Genomic DNA, 16,742 nt, shown 5'->3' with positions numbered 1-16,742 from the left:
TCCGGTGGGTGGATGCCGATCAGCCGCGCCGGACCTGCTGGCGCAGGTCCTCGACGAGCGCGGGCACAGCGGCCGGGTCAGCGGCGGTGCCGAAGACGTAGAAGTCGGGCCGGACGAGCACCGCCACCGCGTCGTACTGCTTGAGGTGGGGCAGGTACACGTCGTCGAGGTCGAAGGCGGTCGGCGCGGCGCCCGGTGCGGGGGCGGGCGCGCCGGCGGGAACGATCCGGACGACCCGGGCGCCGAGCGAGTCCAGGACAGCCCGGGCGTCGGCGTCGAGCAGGTCGTCGGGGTCCTCGGCGCAGAGCAGGGCGAAGCCGGTGCCGACGACGTCGTCGAAGAGCCCGGTACGGCCGTCGACCTCGACGCGGCCCTGCGGCATCGGCACGCCGGCCCCGTTCTCGCGGCCGTGCAGGACCCCGCCGGCCAGAGGCTCCAACAGGGACCGGGTGCGCGGGCGGGCGGTACGCCGGCGCAACTCGGCGAGCATGGCGGCGTCGCGGCCGGCCGCGGCGGCGCGGTCGGTCTCGCAGATCACCGTGCCCGAGTCCATGGACATCCGGATGGCGTGCTGCACGTGCGCGCAGCGCTCCTCCTGGTAGGTGTCCAGCAGCGCCTCGTCGGCGAGGCCGCGGTGCACCAGGTCGAGCTTCCAGGCGAGGTTGAGGGCGTCGCGGAAGCCCGAGCTCATCCCCTGCCCCATGAACGGCGGCATCACGTGCGCCGCGTCGCCGGCGATCATGATCCGCCCCGACCGCCAGCGCTCGGCCGAGCAGGCCTGAGTGGTGTAGACCCCGTACCGCTCCAGGGTCGCGTTGTCGGGGGTGATGTCGAACAGGCCGAGCAGCCGCCACACGCTCTCGAGGCTCTCGAACTCCTCCCGGCTCTCCCCCGGCACCCGCATGAACTCCCACCGCCGGTGCCCCGGGCCGGCCGACACGGCCGTGCGGGGGCGCGCCGGGTCGCAGACCTGGAGGTTGTTCGGCTTGAACTCGCGGGCCTCGTGCGGCACCACGTCGCAGACCAGCCAGTCGTGCGTGAAGCCGAGGTCGGTGACGCCGCCGCCCAGGTGCTCCCGGACGAAGCTGTTGGCCCCGTCGCAGCCGACGACCCAGCGGACCGCGCGGACCTCCTCGCCGTCCGGCCCGGCGATGGTCACCTCGACCCGGTCGTCGTGCTCGACCAGGCCCGTCACCTGGTACGGGCGCAGCACCGTGACGCCCGGCAGCTCCGCTCCCCGCTCGGCGAGCAGCGCCTCCAGGCCGGGCTGGTAGAAGGAGACCGAGTCGGGCCAGCCCATCGGGCCGTCGCCGGTGACCTTGACGTGCAGCAGGGTCCGGCCGAAGCCGTTCTTGAAGGTGTACTCGCCCGACGACTCCACCACCGGGCCGAGGCGGTCGGCGACGCCGGCGGCGGCCAGGATGCGGCTCGCCTCCCCGTCGTACGACACCGCGCGGGGGAAGTTGTACGGGGTGGCCCAGCGCTCGACCGCCGTGACGGTGAGCCCCCGCTGCGCCAGCAGGATCGTGAGCATCTCACCGACGGGGCCGTAGCCCACGATCAGGACGTCGGTCATCAGCATCGGTATCGGTTCCTCGGGAGTCGGTCGGACACGGTGTGGGCGGGGACGGCTCGCGCCGCGCGGGGCGGCCGGACGGCCATCAGAGACCGAGTTCGGAGTCGATGAGGTCGAACAGGTCGTCGTCGCTGGCCAGTTCGAGGTCGAGGTCGGGATCGGGATCGCCGCCCGAACCGGCGCGCATCGTCCGCCACTTGGCGATCAGCACCTCCAGCCGGGACCCGATCTGCTCGTGCAGCTCCGCCTCGACGCTGGCCTCGGTCAGCGAACGCTCCAGGTTCTCCAGGTCCGCGAGGACCGGCGGCACCGGCGGGCCGGTGTCCGGCGCCAGCTGGGACACCAGGTACGTGGCCAGCTCGTTCGGGTCCGGGTAGTCGAAGATCAGCGTGGCCGGCAGGCGCAGGCCGGTGGCCGTGGTCAGCCGGTTGCGCAGCTCGACGGCGGTCAGCGAGTCGAAGCCGATCTGGCTGAACGCCCGGCCCGGGGCCACCGCCGCGCGGCTGCCGTGCCCGAGCACGCTCGCCGCCTGCTCGCGTACCAGGTCGACCACCAGGTTGTGGCGCTCCGGCCCGTCCAGCGCCGCCAGCTCGTCGGCGAGGGTACGCCCGCCGGCGGTCGGGGCGGCCGCCCGCGCGGTCGGCCGCTCCCGGCGCAGCAGCCCGCGCAGCAGGGCCGGGGGCCGCTCGACCCGCTCGCCGAGCGCGGCGACGTCGATCCTGGTCGGCACCAGGACCGGCTCGGCCAGCCGCAGGCCCGCGTCGAACAGGGCCATCCCCAGCTCCGACGGGATCGCGAGCTGCCCGTCGCGGGCGGTGATCCGGGGGTCGGAGCGGTCCAGCTTGGCGGTCATCTCGCTGGCCTGCTCCCACAGCCCCCAGGCGAACGACCGGCCCGGCAGCCCTTCGGCCCGGCGGGCCAGCGCGAGCGCGTCGAGGAACGCGTTGGCCGCCGCGTAGTTGGCCTGACCGGGCACGCCGAAGACGCCGGCGCCGGAGGAGAAGAGCACGAACCCGGCGAGGTCGAGGTGCCGGGTGAGCTCGTGCAGGTGCCATGCGGCGTCGAGCTTCGGCGCGAAGACCGTGTCGACGCGCTGCGGGGTCAGGGCGGTGACCACCCCGTCGTCGAGCACCCCGGCGAGGTGCACGACCGCGGTCAGCGGGTGCCGCTCCGGCACCGCCGCCAGCACCCCGGCGAGGTTGTCCCGGTCGGACACGTCGGCCGCCACGACCGTGGCCTCGGCGCCCAGCCGGCGTAGTTCGTCGACCGCCTCGGCCGCCCCGGGAGCCTGCTCGCCGCGGCGGCTGACCAGCAGCAGCCGTCGTACGCCGTGGGTCTCGACCAGCCGCCGGGCGACCAGCCGGCCCAGGGTCCCGGTGCCGCCGGTCAGCAGCACCGTGCCGTCGGGGTCCCACGCCGGGGGCATGGTGAGCACCACCTTGCCGACGTGCCGGGCCTGGCTGACGTGCCGGAACGCCTCCGGCGCCTGGCGGACGTCCCACACCTGGGTGGGCAGCGGGGTGAGGGTCCCCCGTTCGAAGAGCCCCAGCAGCACGACGAGCATGCGCTGCACCTCGTCGGGGTCCTCGAGGGTCAGGTCGAAGGCGGTGTAGGCCACCCCCGGGTGGTCGGCGGCGACGCGGGCGGCGTCGCGGATGTCGGTCTTGCCCATCTCGATGAACCGCCCGCCGCGCGGCAGCAGCCGCAGCGAGGCGTCGACGAACTCGCGGGCCAGCGAGTCCAGTACGACGTCTACGCCCCGGCCGCCGGTGGCGTCGGTGAAGCGGGTCTCGAAGTCGAGGGTCCGGGAGGACGCCAGGTGCTCCTCGTCGAGACCCAGCGCGCGCAGGGCGTCCCACTTGGCGGGGCTGGCGGTGGCGTACACCTCGGCCCCGAGGTGGCGGGCGAGCTGCACGGCGGCCATGCCGACGCCGCCGGCCGCCGCGTGCACCAGCACCGACTCGCCCCGGGTGAGCCCGGCCAGGTTGACCAGCCCGTGGTACGCGGTCAGGAAGACCACCGGCACGGAGGCGGCCTCGACGAACGACCAGTTGGCCGGCATCGGGGCCAGCAACCGGCGGTCGGTGACCGCGACGGGCCCGAAGCAGCCCACGAAGACCCCGAACACCCGGTCGCCGGGCCGCAGGTCGGTCACCTCGGTGCCCACCTCGACGACCTCGCCGGCGCCCTCGCCCCCGAGCGGCCCCGCGTCGCCCGGGTAGAGGCCGAGCGCGTTGAGCACGTCGCGGAAGTTGAGGCCGGCGGCACGGACGCGGACCCGGACCTCGCGGGGGCCGAGAACGGCCTCGGCCGCGTCGGTCGGGCTCAGGGTGAGGTTCTCCAGGCTGCCCCGCACCGGCGCGTCCAGCCGCCACGCGGCGGCGGGCGGGGCGGTCAGCTCGCCCGCCGAGCCGGCCCGCGCCAGCCGTGGCACGTACGCCGCGCCGCCCCGGATCGCGGCCTGCGGCTCGGCCGCCGCCAGCAGCGCGGCGACCTGGTCGGGGCCGATCCCGTCGCCGTCGACGTCGACGACGACCACCTGGTCCGGGTTCTCCGACTGGGCGGAGCGGAGCAGGCCCCACGCCGTCGCGGCGGCCGGGTCGGTCACCTCGCCGGCGTGGTGCACGGCCACCGCGCCCCGGGTCACCAGCAGCAGCCGCGACGCCGCCCAGCGGGGCTCGGTGAGCCAGCGCCGGACCAGGTCGAGGGCCTGCACGGCGGCGTGCCGGGCCGCACCGGGGGTGGACTGCGCGGGTTGCGCGTCGAGCGGCACGAGCACGGCCCCGGGCAGGGCCAGTCCCGCGTCGACGGCGGCAGCGAGCCCGTCCAGGCCGGGGTGCAGCGGGAACCCGTCCAGGCCGGGGGCGACGGCCACGGCGTCGACCGGGGTGGCCGCCTCGGCCGGTGGCAGCGGCGTCCAGTCGACGCGGAACAGGGCGTCGCGGGTGGCGCGGTCGTCGGTGACGGCCAACTCGGCGGTGGAGATCGGGCGCATCGTCAGGGTGGTCACCTCGGCCACCGGGGCGCCGGTGGGGTCGGCGACGGTCAGCGCGATGGCGTGCGGCCCGACCTGGGTCAGCCGTACCCGCAGGGCGGTCGCGCCGGTGGCGTGCAGGCTGACGCCGTTCCAGGCGAACGGCAACAGCAGCTGGCCGGCACCGGCACCGGCGAGACCGCCGAAGTGCGCGGCGTGCAGGGCGGCGTCGAACAGGGCGGGGTGCAGGCCGTACCGGCCGGCGTCGACCCGCTGGGCCGCCGGCAGCTCCACCTCGGCGTAGACCTCGTCGCCGCTGGTCCACACCGCGCGCAGGCCCTGGAACGCCGGCCCGTACGCGTAGCCGTCGGCTGCCAGGCCGGCGTAGAAGCCGGTCAGGTCGACGGGGCGGGCGTCGCGCGGCGGCCACGCGGTGAGCTGCGGCGACACGGCGGGCTGGTCGGCGGAGAGGGTGGCGCTGGCGTGCCGGGTCCACGGCTGCCCCGCGGGCGCGTCGGCGGGCCGGGAGTGCACGGTCACCGGGCGGCGTCCGTCCTCGCCGCCCGGGCCGACCGCCACCTGCACCTGGGTCGCCCCGTCGGCGGGCAGGGTCAGCGGAGCCTCGATGACCAGTTCGTCGAGGACGGGGTGGCCGATCTCGTCGCCGACGCGCAGGCAGAGTTCCACCAGGCCGGTGCCGGGCACCAGCACGCTGTCGGTGACCCGGTGGTCGGCCAGCCACGGCTGCGCGTCGGTCGACAGCCGTCCGGTGAACAGGTGCCCCCTCGTCTCGGCCAGCGCGACCGACGCACCGAGCAGGGGATGGTCGGCGGCGTCCAGGCCGGCGGCGCCGACGTCGCCGGGGCCGGCGAGGGGCCGGGGCCAGTAGCGGCGGTGGGCGAACGTGTACGTGGGCAGGTCGACCCGCCGGCCGCCGGCCAACGCGGGCCGCCAGTCCACCGCGACCCCGCACACGTGCAGCTGGGCCAGGGAGAGCAGGAACCGTTCCCGGCCGCCCTGGTCGCGTTGCACCGAGCCGACCACCACCGCATCGCCGCCGTGGTCGGCGAGGGTCTCCTCGACGCCGACCGTGAGCACCGGATGGGGGCTGCACTCGACGTACGTGTCGTGGCCCTCGGCGGCCAGCGCGCGGATCGCCCGTTCCAGCTCGACGGGCTGCCGCAGGTTGCGGTACCAGTAGTCGGGCCCCATCTCCTCGCCGTCGAGCCAGCGCAGGTCGGTGGTGGAGAACAGCGGCACGGCCGCCGGGCCCGGGGTGATGCCCGCCAGCACCCCGGCCAGCTCGTCGCGGATGCGTTCCACCTGCGCGGAGTGGGAGGCGTAGTCGACGGCGATGCGTCGCACCCGGGCCTGCTCGCCGGCCAGTTCGGCGAGGAGTTCCTCGACCGCCTCCGGCTCGCCGGAGACGACGACGGCGGCCGGTCCGTTCACGGCGGCGACCGAGATCCGCTCGCCGAAGCGGGCGATCCGGTCGCGGACCGTGTCGGCGGGCAGCGCGACGGAGGCCATCGCCCCGTGCCCGGCCAGGGCCCGCAGCGCCCGGCTGCGCAGCGCCACCACCCGGGCCGCGTCGGGCAGGGAGAGCACCCCGGCGACGCAGGCGGCGGCGATCTCGCCCTGGGAGTGGCCGACCACGGCGGCCGGCTGCACACCGTACGAGCGCCACAGCTCGGCCAGCGACACCATCATCGCGAACAGGGCGGGCTGCACGACGTCGACCTCGTCGAGGCCGGGCGCGCCGGGCACCTGCCGCAGCACGTCCAGCAGCGACCAGTCCAGGTACGGCCGCAGCGCCGCGTCGCAGGCCGCCATCCGCTCGGCGAACACCGGGGCCTGGTCGAGCAGGTCCAGGCCCATGCCGAGCCACTGGGAGCCCTGCCCGGGGAAGACGAAGACGCACCGGCCGACGGGCCGGGCCTCGCCCCGCGTGACCGCCGGGTCGGGCCGGCCCTCGGCGAGCGCGTCGAGGGCGTCGGCGAACCGGTCGGCCGACGTGCCGACCAGCACCGCCCGGGAGTCGAAGGTGCTCCGGCTGGTGGCCAGCGACCAGGCCACGTCGAGGGGCCGCTGGTCGGGCCGGCCGGCGAGGTGCTCCCGCAGCCGGCGCGCCTGGCCGGCGAGCGCCTGCGGGGTACGCGCCGACAGCAGCCACGGCAGTGCGGGGGCCTGCGGCGGCTCGGGATCGGCGGCGGCCTCCGGCGCCGGATCGGCGACCGACTCGACGATCACGTGGGCGTTGGTGCCGCTGATGCCGAACGACGAGACGCCGGCGCGCGCCGGCCGGCCCGCCGACGGCCACGGGCGGGCCTCGGTGAGCAGCTGCACCGATCCCGAGTCCCAGTCGACCCGCGAGCTGCGGCGCTCGGCGTGCAGGGTGCGGGGCAGCCGGCCGTGCCGCATGGCGAGGACCATCTTGAGTACGCCAGCGACGCCGGCCGCGGCCTGGGTGTGCCCGAGGTTGGACTTGACCGAGCCGAGCAGCACCGGCGCGGCGCCGGCCGGGCGCTGCCCGTACGTGGCGAGGATCGCCTCCGCCTCGATGGGGTCGCCGAGCGACGTGCCGGTGCCGTGCGCCTCCACCACGTCGACGTCGGCGGCGGTCAGTCCGGCGGCGCTCAGCGCGGCGCGGATGACCCGTTCCTGCGACGGCCCGTTCGGGGCGGTCAGCCCGTTGGACGCGCCGTCCTGGTTGACGGCCGAGCCGCGCACGACGGCCAGCACGGGGTGGCCCCGGCGCCGGGCCTCGGAGAGCCGCTCCACCACCAGCATCCCGACGCCCTCGGACATGCCGAAGCCGTCGGCGTCCTCGGCGAACGCCTTGCACCGCCCGTCGGCGGCGAGACCGCGCTGGCGGCTGAAGCCGGTCAGCCCGGCCGGGGTGGACATCACCGACACGCCACCGGCCAGCGCCAGGTCGCAGTCGCCCTGGCGCAGCGCCTGGACGGCCAGGTGCAGCGCGACCAGGGACGCCGAGCAGGCGGTGTCCACGGTGACGGCGGGTCCCTCCAGCCCGAGCGCGTACGCGACCCGGCCGGAGAGGACGCTGCCGGCGGTGCCGGTGAGCAGGTGCCCCTCGTCGGCGGTGACCTCGCCGTCGTCGGAGACGACGCCGGGAGCCACCCGGTCGGCGTAGTCCTGCCCGTGGGTGCCGGCGAAGACGCCGGTGCGGCTGCCCCGCAGGGTGGCCGGGTCGATGCCACCGCGTTCCAGCGCCTCCCAGGAGGTCTCCAGCAGCAGCCGGTGCTGCGGATCCATGGCGAGGGCCTCGCGGGGGCTGATGCCGAAGAACTCGGCGTCGAAGTCGGCGATGCCGGTGAGGAACCCGCCGGAGCGCACGTACGTCCGGCCGGACGTGCCGGGCACCGGGTCGTAGAGGTCGGCCAGCGGCCAGCCCCGGTCGTCCGGCAGGTCGCCGATGACGTCGGCGCCCGCGTCGAGCAGCCGCCACAGCTCCTCCGGGGAGCCGATGCCGCCGGGGAACCGGCAGGCCATCGCGACGATGGCGACCGGCTCGTCCAGGGCGACGGTGCTCGCGTCGGTGACCTCGGTGGCGGCGGTGCCGAGCAGCCGGGCGTGCAGGTGCGCGGCGAGCAGCTCGGGGGTGGGGTGGTTGAACACGGCGTGCGGGGCGAGCCGCACGCCGGTGACGGCGGTGAGCCGGTTGCTCAGCTCCACGGCCATCAGCGAGTCGAAGCCGAGGTCCTTGAACGGGCGGCGCGGCTCGACCTGCTCGGGGCCGGTGTGCCCGACGACGGTGGCGCACCGGGTGCGTACGAGGTCCAGCAGCAGGTCGGCACGCTCGGGTTCGGCGAGTTCGGCCAGCCGGTCGGCGAAGCCCTTCGCGGAGGCGGGCGCGGAGGCGGCGTTGACGGCCCGGCGGGGCGGCGGGGGCAGCAGCGCCCGCAGCAGGGCGGGCACCTCGCCGGAGGTCCGTACGGCGGCCAGGTCGAGCCCGATCGGCACGAGCGCCGGCCGGTCGACGTGCAGGGCGGCGTCGAACAGCGCGAGTCCGGCGGCGGTGTCGAGGGGGCGGGTGCCGCCGCGGGCGAGCCGGGCCAGGTCGGCGGGGCTGAGCCGGCCGGCCATCCCGTCCTCGGCGGCCCACAGGCCCCAGGCCAGGGCGCTCGCGGGGAGGCCCTGGGCGCGGCGGTGCGCGGCGAGCGCGTCGAGGAACGCGTTGCCGGCCGCGTAGTTGCCCTGGCCGGGGCTGCCGAAGGTGGCGGCGGCCGAGGAGAAGAGCACGAACGCGGCCAGGTCGAGCCCGGCCGTGAGCTCGTGCAGGTGCCAGGCGCCGTGCACCTTGGACCGCAGTGCCTGTGCCCAGCGGGTCGGGTCGAGGTCGGTGAGCAGCGCGTCGTCGGTGGCCCCGGCGGCGTGCACGACGGCGACGAGCCGGTCGGCCAGCGGGGCGATCACCTCGGCGAGCGCCGCCCGGTCGGCGACGTCGGCCGCGACCACCCGGACGGTGACGCCGGCGTCGGTCAGCGCGGTCGTCCAGTCACCGGCCCGGCCGCCGCGGCTGAGCAGCACCAGTTCGCTGACGCCGTACGCGGTGGCGAGGTGGGTGGCGACGTGCCGGCCGATCCCGCCGGTGCCGCCGGTGACCAGCACGGTGCCGCCGGCCAGGGCCGCGAGCGGCGTACCGGCCGGGGGCCGCTCGACGGGGCGGAGCCGGGGCAGCAGCGCGCGCCCGTCGCGGACGGCCACCTCGGGTTCGTCCGCCGTGACGGCCAGCGCCGCGCGGACGGTGGCGTCGTCGGTGGCGTCGAGGTTGAGCAGGAGGAAGCGGTCGGGTTGCTCGGCCTGGGCGACCCGGACCAGCCCGGCCACCGGGGCGTGCACCGGGTCGCCGTCGCGCACGGCGAGGGCGAGGCGGGTGGTCTCGGCGCGGGGGTCGGCCAGCCAGTCCTGGAGCACCCCGAGCACGGCGAGGCCGACGGCGTGCGCCCGGTCGGGCACCGGCCGGCCCGGCTCGCCGTCACCGACCCGCAGCACCAGCAGCGGCGGCAGCGGTCCGTCCGGCGGCGTGCCGTCGGCGAGCGTCCAGGCCGGTGCCGGCGTCGCCGGGAACGCGGCGGGCAGCCAGTCGACGGCGTACAGCCCGGCGGGCGCGGCCGGCGGCGTGGGCGCGTCGGCGGACGGCAGGTCCATGGTCCGCAGCACCACGCGGTCCACGTCGAGCACGGGCACGCCGGCGTCGTCGACGGCACTCAGCGTCACCGCGTCCGCCCCGGCGGGGGCCAGGCAGACGCGCAGCGCGTGCGCCCCGACGGCGTGGTGGCGCACCCCCGCCCACTCGGTGGGCAGCAGCCGGGCGGCGGGCCGGGCGTCGTCGCCGGGCGCGAAGTCGGCGAGCGGGAGCAGGCGCAGGGCCGCCTCCAGCACCAGCGGGTGCACACCGTACCGCTCGGCGTCCGGGTCGCGGGCGTCCTCGGGCAGGCGTACGTCGACGAAGAGCCGGTCGGCGGCGACCCACGCGGCCCGGGCCAGCTCTCCGGCCATCGCCTGGTGCTGCGGGGCGTTCAGGTCCACGGGTCGGGCCCCGGTGGGCGGCCAGACGGGGGTGGGGGCGCCCCGGCCGCTCTCCGGATCGACGGGTGCGAGCACGGCCTCGGCGACCTCGCGCCAGGGCTGCCCCTCGCCGGACCGGACGTGGCAGTGCGCCACCCGGTGCCCGTGCTCGTCCGGCGCGCCGGCCCTGAGCTGCACCTCGATGGTCGCCTCGGCGGGCAGCGGCACCGGCTCGGGCACGCGCAGCCGCCGCACGCTCGGGGCGCCGAGCTGTCCACCGAGGTGGGCGAGCATGTCCAGCAGGGCGGTGGCGGGCAGCAGCGGCGCCGTGCCGTCGCCGGGGGCGGCCAGCCACGGCTGCGTGGCCGTGGAGAGCTGCCCGGTGCAGACCACCTGCCCGGTGCCGGCGACCGCCAACAGGCCGCCGAGCAGCGGGTGCCCGGCGTCGGCCAGCCCGACGCCGACGGGACCGCCGGCGCCGGTGGGGGCGGGCAGCCAGTAGTGCCGGCGCTGGAAGGCGTACGTGGGCAGGTCGACGCGGCGGTGCGGCCCGGGGCCGGCCAGGGTGGCACGGTCCACGGCGACGCCCCGCACGTGCAGCCGCGCCACGGCGGCGAGCAGCGCCTCGACCTCACCGGCGGTGCCGCGTACGGCGGGGACGAAGGCCAGTTCGTCGGCCTCGGCGACGAGGCAGTCCTGGGCCATCGCGGTGAGTACGCCGGCCGGGCCGATCTCCAGGAAGGTGGTGACGCCCTGCCCGTGCAGGGCCCGTACGCCGTCGTGGAAGCGGACGGTGCCCCGCACGTGCGCCACCCAGTGCTCGGGCGAGCAGAGCCGGGCCGGGTCGACGGGGTGACCGGTCAGGTTGGACACCACGGGCAGGTGCGGGGTGCGGTACGTGAGGCCGGCCGCGACCGCGCGGAACTCGTCGAGCATCGGGTCCATGCGCGGCGAGTGGAACGCGTGCGACACCCGCAGCCGGCTGGTCCGACGCCCGGCCGCGCGCAGGGTGTCCGCGACGGCCAGCACCGCGTCGGTGTCGCCGGAGAGGACGACGCTGGTGGGGCCGTTGACGGCGGCGAGGCCCACCCGGTCGGTCAGGTGCGCGGCGACCTCGGCCTCGTCGGCCTCGACGGCCACCATCGCGCCCCCGGCGGGGAGCTGCTGCATCAGCCGGGCGCGGGCGGCGACCAGCGCCGCCGCGTCGGCGAGGGAGAACACCCCGGCCACGTGCGCGGCGGCCAGCTCGCCGACGGAGTGGCCGAGCACCGCGTCGGGACGTACCCCCCAGGACTCCAGGAGGCGGTATAGCGCCACCTCGAAGGCGAACAGCCCCGGCTGGGTGTACAGGGTCTCGTCGAGCAGCTCGGCCACCGCGGTGCCCTCGGCCGCGAGGACGACGTCCGCGACGGGGAGCGGGGCGTGGCCGGCGAGACAGCGGTCGAGTTCGGCGCAGGCCGCGTCGAAGGCGGCCGCGAAGACGGGGTACGCCGCGTGTAGCTCGCGGCCCATGCCGGCGCGCTGGCCGCCCTGCCCGCCGAAGAGCAGGCCGAGTTGGCCGTCGACGACCCGGCCGGTCAGCACGGTCGGCAGGTCCGGGTCCGGGTCGCTGCGGGTCAGCGCGCCGAGCCCCGTCCGGGCGCTGTCCCGGTCGCCGACCAGCACCACCGCCCGGTGTTCGAGGGCGGCGCGGGTGGTGGCGAGGGCGTGCCCGACGTCGGCCGGGTCGGTGTCCGCCCCCGGCCCGTCGAGCCAGGCCAGCAGGCGGGCCGCCTGGTCCCGCAGGGCCTCGCCGGTGGCCGCCGCGAGCAGCCACGGTACGGGTGGCCGACTGGCGGCGGCCTCGGGCGACGGCTGCGCTCCGACGGTGCCGGACGGCGACTGCCGGTCGGCGTCCGCCGGCTCGGTCGGCGGGTCGGCGGGCGCCTCGACGATGACGTGGGCGTTGGTGCCGCTGATGCCGAACGACGAGACGCCGGCCCGGCGGGGTCGGCGTACGTCGGGCCACGGGCGGGCCTCGGCGAGCACCTCGACCGCGCCGGCGGACCAGTCCACCTCGGACGTCGGGGCGTCGACGTGCAGGGTGCGGGGCAGCCTGCCGTGCCGCATCGCGAGCACCATCTTGATCACCCCGGCGGCCCCGGCGGCGGCCTGGGTGTGGCCGAGGTTGGACTTCAACGAGCCCAGCCGCAGCGGCTCGGCGTCGCCGCGGCCCACCCCGTACGTGGCGAGCAGCGCCTGCGCCTCGATCGGGTCGCCGAGCGACGTGCCGGTGCCGTGCGCCTCGACGACGTCCACGTCGGCGGTGGAGAGCCCGGCCGCGTCCAGCGCCCGCCGGATGACCCGCTCCTGGGCGGGCCCGTTCGGGGCGGTCAGCCCGTTGGACGCGCCGTCGGAGTTGACGGCGGAGCCGCGCAGCACGGCGAGGACGGGGTGCCCGTGCCGGCGGGCGTCGGAGAGCCGTTCCAGCAGCAGCACGGCGACGCCCTCGGACCAGCCGGTGCCGTCGGCCCCGTCGGCGAACGCCTTGCACCGGCCGTCCGGGGCGAGCCCACGCTGCCGGCTGAACTCCACGAACGCCTGCGGGGTGCCCATCACCGCCACGCCGCCGGCCACGGCGAGCGAGCAGTCCCCGGCGCGCAGCGCCTGGGCGGCCAGGTGCAGCGCCACCAGCGACGACGAGCACGCCGTGTCGACGGTGACCGCCGGCCCCTCCAGCCCCAACGCGTACGCGACCCGGCCGGAGACGACGCTACCGGCGGTGCCGACGCCGAGGTAGCCCTCGGTGCCGGGCGGCGCCTGGCGCAGGTTCGCGGCGTAGTCGTGGTGCATGACGCCGGTGAAGACGCCCGTGGCGCTGCCGCGCAGCGAGGTGGGGTCGATGCCGGCCCGCTCGAAAAGCTCCCAGGACGTCTCCAGCAGCAGCCGCTGCTGCGGGTCCATGGCGAGCGCCTCGCGCGGGCTGATCGCGAACAGGGTGGCGTCGAACTCCGCGGCGTCGGTGAGGAAGCCGCCCACCCGGGCGTACGAGGTGCCGGGGCGGTCGGGGTCGTCGGAGAACAGGTTGGCCAGGTCCCAGCCCCGGTCCGTGGGGAACTCCGTGAGCCCTTCCCGACCCTGGTCGACCAGCTCCCACAGCTCCTCGGGGGAGCCGACGCCGCCGGGGAGCCGGCACGCCATGGCGACGACGACCACCGGATCGTCCCCGGTGGACGGCTGTGCCGAGCGGTCCGCCGTGGAAACGGCCTGCGGAACGGCGCCGCGCAGCCGGGCGGCGAGGTGTCGGGCGAGGGCCTCCGGGCTGGGCCGGTCGAATGCGGCCGTGGCGGAGAGGCGTACCCCGGTGGCCTGGGCCAACCGGTCGCGCAGCGCGACCGCGGCGACCGAGGTGAAGCCGAGTTCCTTGAAGGCCCGGCCGGGGCGGACCGCGGCCGGGCCGGGCAGCCCGGCCACCTGCGCGGTGGCGGTGCGGACCAGGTCGAGCAGGAGCCGGTCTCCCTCGGCGGTGGTGAGGCCGGCCAGTCGGCGGCGCAGCTCGGCGGCGTCCCGGTCGTCGGCGGCGCGGGGTTCCGCGACGGGTCCGCGCCAGGCGGGGTGCGCGGCGTCGGCGTGGCCCGCCGGATGGGCGAGCACGACCAGGTCGTCGCCGTCGTGGGCCACGTCGAACGCGGCGAGGTCGGCGCGTGCGGCTCCCGCTCCGGATCCGGTCACCGCCGAGGGCGACGGCTCGCGCTCGGCGGGCGCGGTCGTGCCGACGAGCCGGGCCGGGTGGCCGGCGGCCCGACGGCAGGCGGCCAGGGCGTGCAGGGCGCCGACGCCCGAGGCGGCCCGCTCCCGGCCCGCGGCGCCCAGCAGCAGGGCCGACGGGGCGAGGACGGTGAACGCGGCCCCCGGGTGCCGGGTCGCGGCGTCCAGCGTCGCGGCGAGGCCCAGCAGCCGGGCCACGCCCCCGGCGTCGGCCAGGTCGTCTTCGCCGGGGCAGAGGAAGACGGCGCCGAGCGGCTCGTCGCCGGCCCGGTCGGCGGGCAGCGCGACAGCCTCGGCGCCGGCGGCGGCGAGTTCGGCGACCAGGTCCACCAGGCCCGGGGTGGGCGTCACGCCGGCGTGCGGCAGCCGCAGCCGGCGGACGCGGTGCGCGGCGACGAGGTGCCGGGCCAGCGCGGCGCCGGTCGGCCCGTCGGCGCCGGTGATCAGGACCGGGCGGTCCGGGTCGGCCACGGTCACCGGCCGGGCCGGCATGGCCGCCGGGGCGGGTACGAGAGCCGCGTGCCGGGCCGTCCCGGATCGCAGCGCGACCTGCGCGGCGCCGGCGTCCACCACGGCGGGCAGCAGGGCGACCGAGCGGTCCGCGGCGTCGTGGTCGACCAGCATGATCCGGTCCGGGTACGCCGCCAGCAGGCTGCGCCCGACGGCCCAGACGGCGCCGGCCATCGGATCGGGCCCGGTCCACCCGGCGGCGTCCTGCGCGATGGCGTCGCCTGCGGTGGCCTCGCCTGCGGCGGCGTCCTGCGCGGTGGCGTCTTGCGCGGAGGCGTCGCCCGCACTGCCGGTACCGCTCGTGCCGGGGCCGGTGGCCGCGTCGCCGGCCGGGCCGGTCAGCAGCATCAGCCGGGTGCCGGCGAACCGGTCGTCGTCGAGCCAGCCGCGCACCCGGTCGGCGAGGTCCGCCGCGTCGGCGTCGGCCGGCCCGGCCAGGAGCACCGTCACGTCGGGCACGTCCGGGGCCTCGCGCAGCGCGGCCAGGTCCCGGTGGGCGCGGAACCGGTCTCCCGGCGACGCCGCGCGCAGCGGCTCCAGCAGCGGCTCGCTCTCGGCGCCGACGAGCGCCCAGCGGCGGGCCGGCGCGACGGCGGCCTGCGCGGCCGTCGGGACGGGCGCCTCGACCGGCGGTACGGCGGCCAGGTCCAGCGGCTGCCAGGCGAGCAGGCTCAGCGCCTCGTGGTGGCTGCCGTTGACGGCCCGCAGCCGGGCCGGCCCGTCGAGCAGGAGCCGGCGGGTGACCTTGCCGGAGGCGGTGCGGGGCACCTGCCCGATCTCGTACAGCGCCTCGGGGACCTTGTGGTAGCTGAGCTTCTCCCGGCAGGCCGCGTACCCGGCGCGGGGGTCGAAGCCCTCCGGCCCGGGCACCACGAACGCCACCGGCACCTCGCCGAGCACCTCGTGCGGCCGGCCGGTCACCGCCACGTCGGCGACGCCGGGCACCGCGCGCAGCGCCTCCTCCACCTCGGCCGGGTGGATCTTCTCGCCGCCCCGGATGATCAGCTCCTGGTGGCGACCGGTGACGAAGATGTTGCCGTCGGCGTCGCGGCGGGCCAGGTCACCGGTGCGGTACCAGCCGTCGCGCAGCGCGGCGGCGGTGACCTCCGGCAGGCCGTGGTAGCCGAGCATGACGCTCGGGCCGCTGACCCAGACCTCCCCCTCGGTGCCGGTCGGCACGTCCAGACCCGTCTGCGGGCTGACCAGGCGTACCTCGACGCCGGGCACCGCACGCCCGCAGGAGCCCTCGACCCGGGCCTGGTCCGGCCGGGTCACGGCGATCGAGCCGCAGGTCTCCGTGCTGCCGTACGCGTCGAGCAGCGGCGCGTCGAAGACCTCGTCGAACGCCCGCCGCAGCGCGCCGGTGGTGATCGCCCCGCCGACCAGGCAGACGCGCAGGGCCGGGGCACGGAAGCCGGTCTCCCGGGCGGCGGTGACCAGGTGGTGGTACATGGCCGGCACACCGGCCAGCACGGTGGCCTCGTCCTCGTCGACCGCACGCAGCACGTCGTCGGCGGAGAAGCCGTCGATGAGCCGGGCCGTGGCGCCGACGGCCGTCACGCTGAGCACGCACCCGATGTGGGAGAGGCTGTGGAACAGCGGCAGCGGCCAGACCACCCGGTCGGCGGCGGTGAGCCCGGGGATCGGCACGTAGCAGGCGGCGACGGACCAGAGGCAGGTGCGCTGGGTGGAGAGCACGCCCTTGGGCCGGCCGGTGGTGCCGGAGGTGTAGAGCATCCAGGCGACCTCGTCGAGGCCCAGGTCGTCGCGGGCGCCCACGGCCGGCTCGGTGTCGACCAGGTCGCGCCAGGCGACGATCCCGGCCGGAACCGGGTCGTCCCCGGTGACCACAATCCGCAGGGCCGGCCGGTCGGCGCGCAGCCGCAGCAGCTGGTCGAGGTGGCGCGGGTCGGTGACCACCAGCACCGCGCCGGAGTCGTCCAGGAGGTGGGCCAGCTCCGCGTCGGTGCTGTGCGGGTTCACCGGTACGCCGACCGCGGCGGCCCGTGTCACGGCCAGCCAGGTCTCCACCGTCTCCACGCGGTTGCCGAGGCAGAAGGCGACCCGGTCGCCCCGCGCGACCCCCGACGCCGCCAGGTGACCGGCCAACCGACGGGTCCGCGCCGCCAGGTCGGCGTATCCGACCGCCCGACGGTCGTCGCGGAATGCGACCTTGTTCCCCAACCTGGCGGCGTGCGCCTCGATCAGATCGGACAACGGCTGGATCAGGTCGCTCCGAAGCATGTCACCACATCCGTCCGTCGGCGAGACTCCTCATCCGCGGCGTAGACCTCGCTCGCGTAGCGGCCCAAGTCTTCCGAGCGCCCTGCCGGCGTCCTACCCCTGTCACCCCCTAAGTCGTCCCCAGTTCGAAGCGCCGATCGGGTGGTGGAACGGGCCGCA

2 protein-coding genes are annotated in these 16,742 nt (G+C 77.1%); both read right to left on the bottom strand.

Features of this window, described 5'->3' with window-relative positions; translation table 11 throughout:
- Positions 1–19: 19 nt before the first annotated feature.
- Positions 20–1,576 (bottom strand): bifunctional 3-(3-hydroxy-phenyl)propionate/3-hydroxycinnamic acid hydroxylase, encoded by a 1,557-nt coding sequence (locus ACGFIG_RS30300; RefSeq protein WP_393008727.1) that lies wholly within the window; start codon positions 1,574–1,576, stop codon positions 20–22.
- Positions 1,577–1,661: 85 nt separating this feature from the next.
- The gene (locus ACGFIG_RS30295) at positions 1,662–16,583 is read right to left on the bottom strand and encodes an SDR family NAD(P)-dependent oxidoreductase (protein ID WP_393008725.1); all 14,922 of its coding nucleotides are present in this window, start codon (positions 16,581–16,583) and stop codon (positions 1,662–1,664) included.
- Positions 16,584–16,742: the final 159 nt, after the last annotated feature.

The sequence above is a fragment of the Micromonospora sp. NPDC049048 genome (assembly GCF_043197615.1).
Taxonomy (GTDB): domain Bacteria; phylum Actinomycetota; class Actinomycetes; order Mycobacteriales; family Micromonosporaceae; genus Micromonospora.
This window is presented reverse-complemented; position numbering and strand designations above follow the sequence as displayed.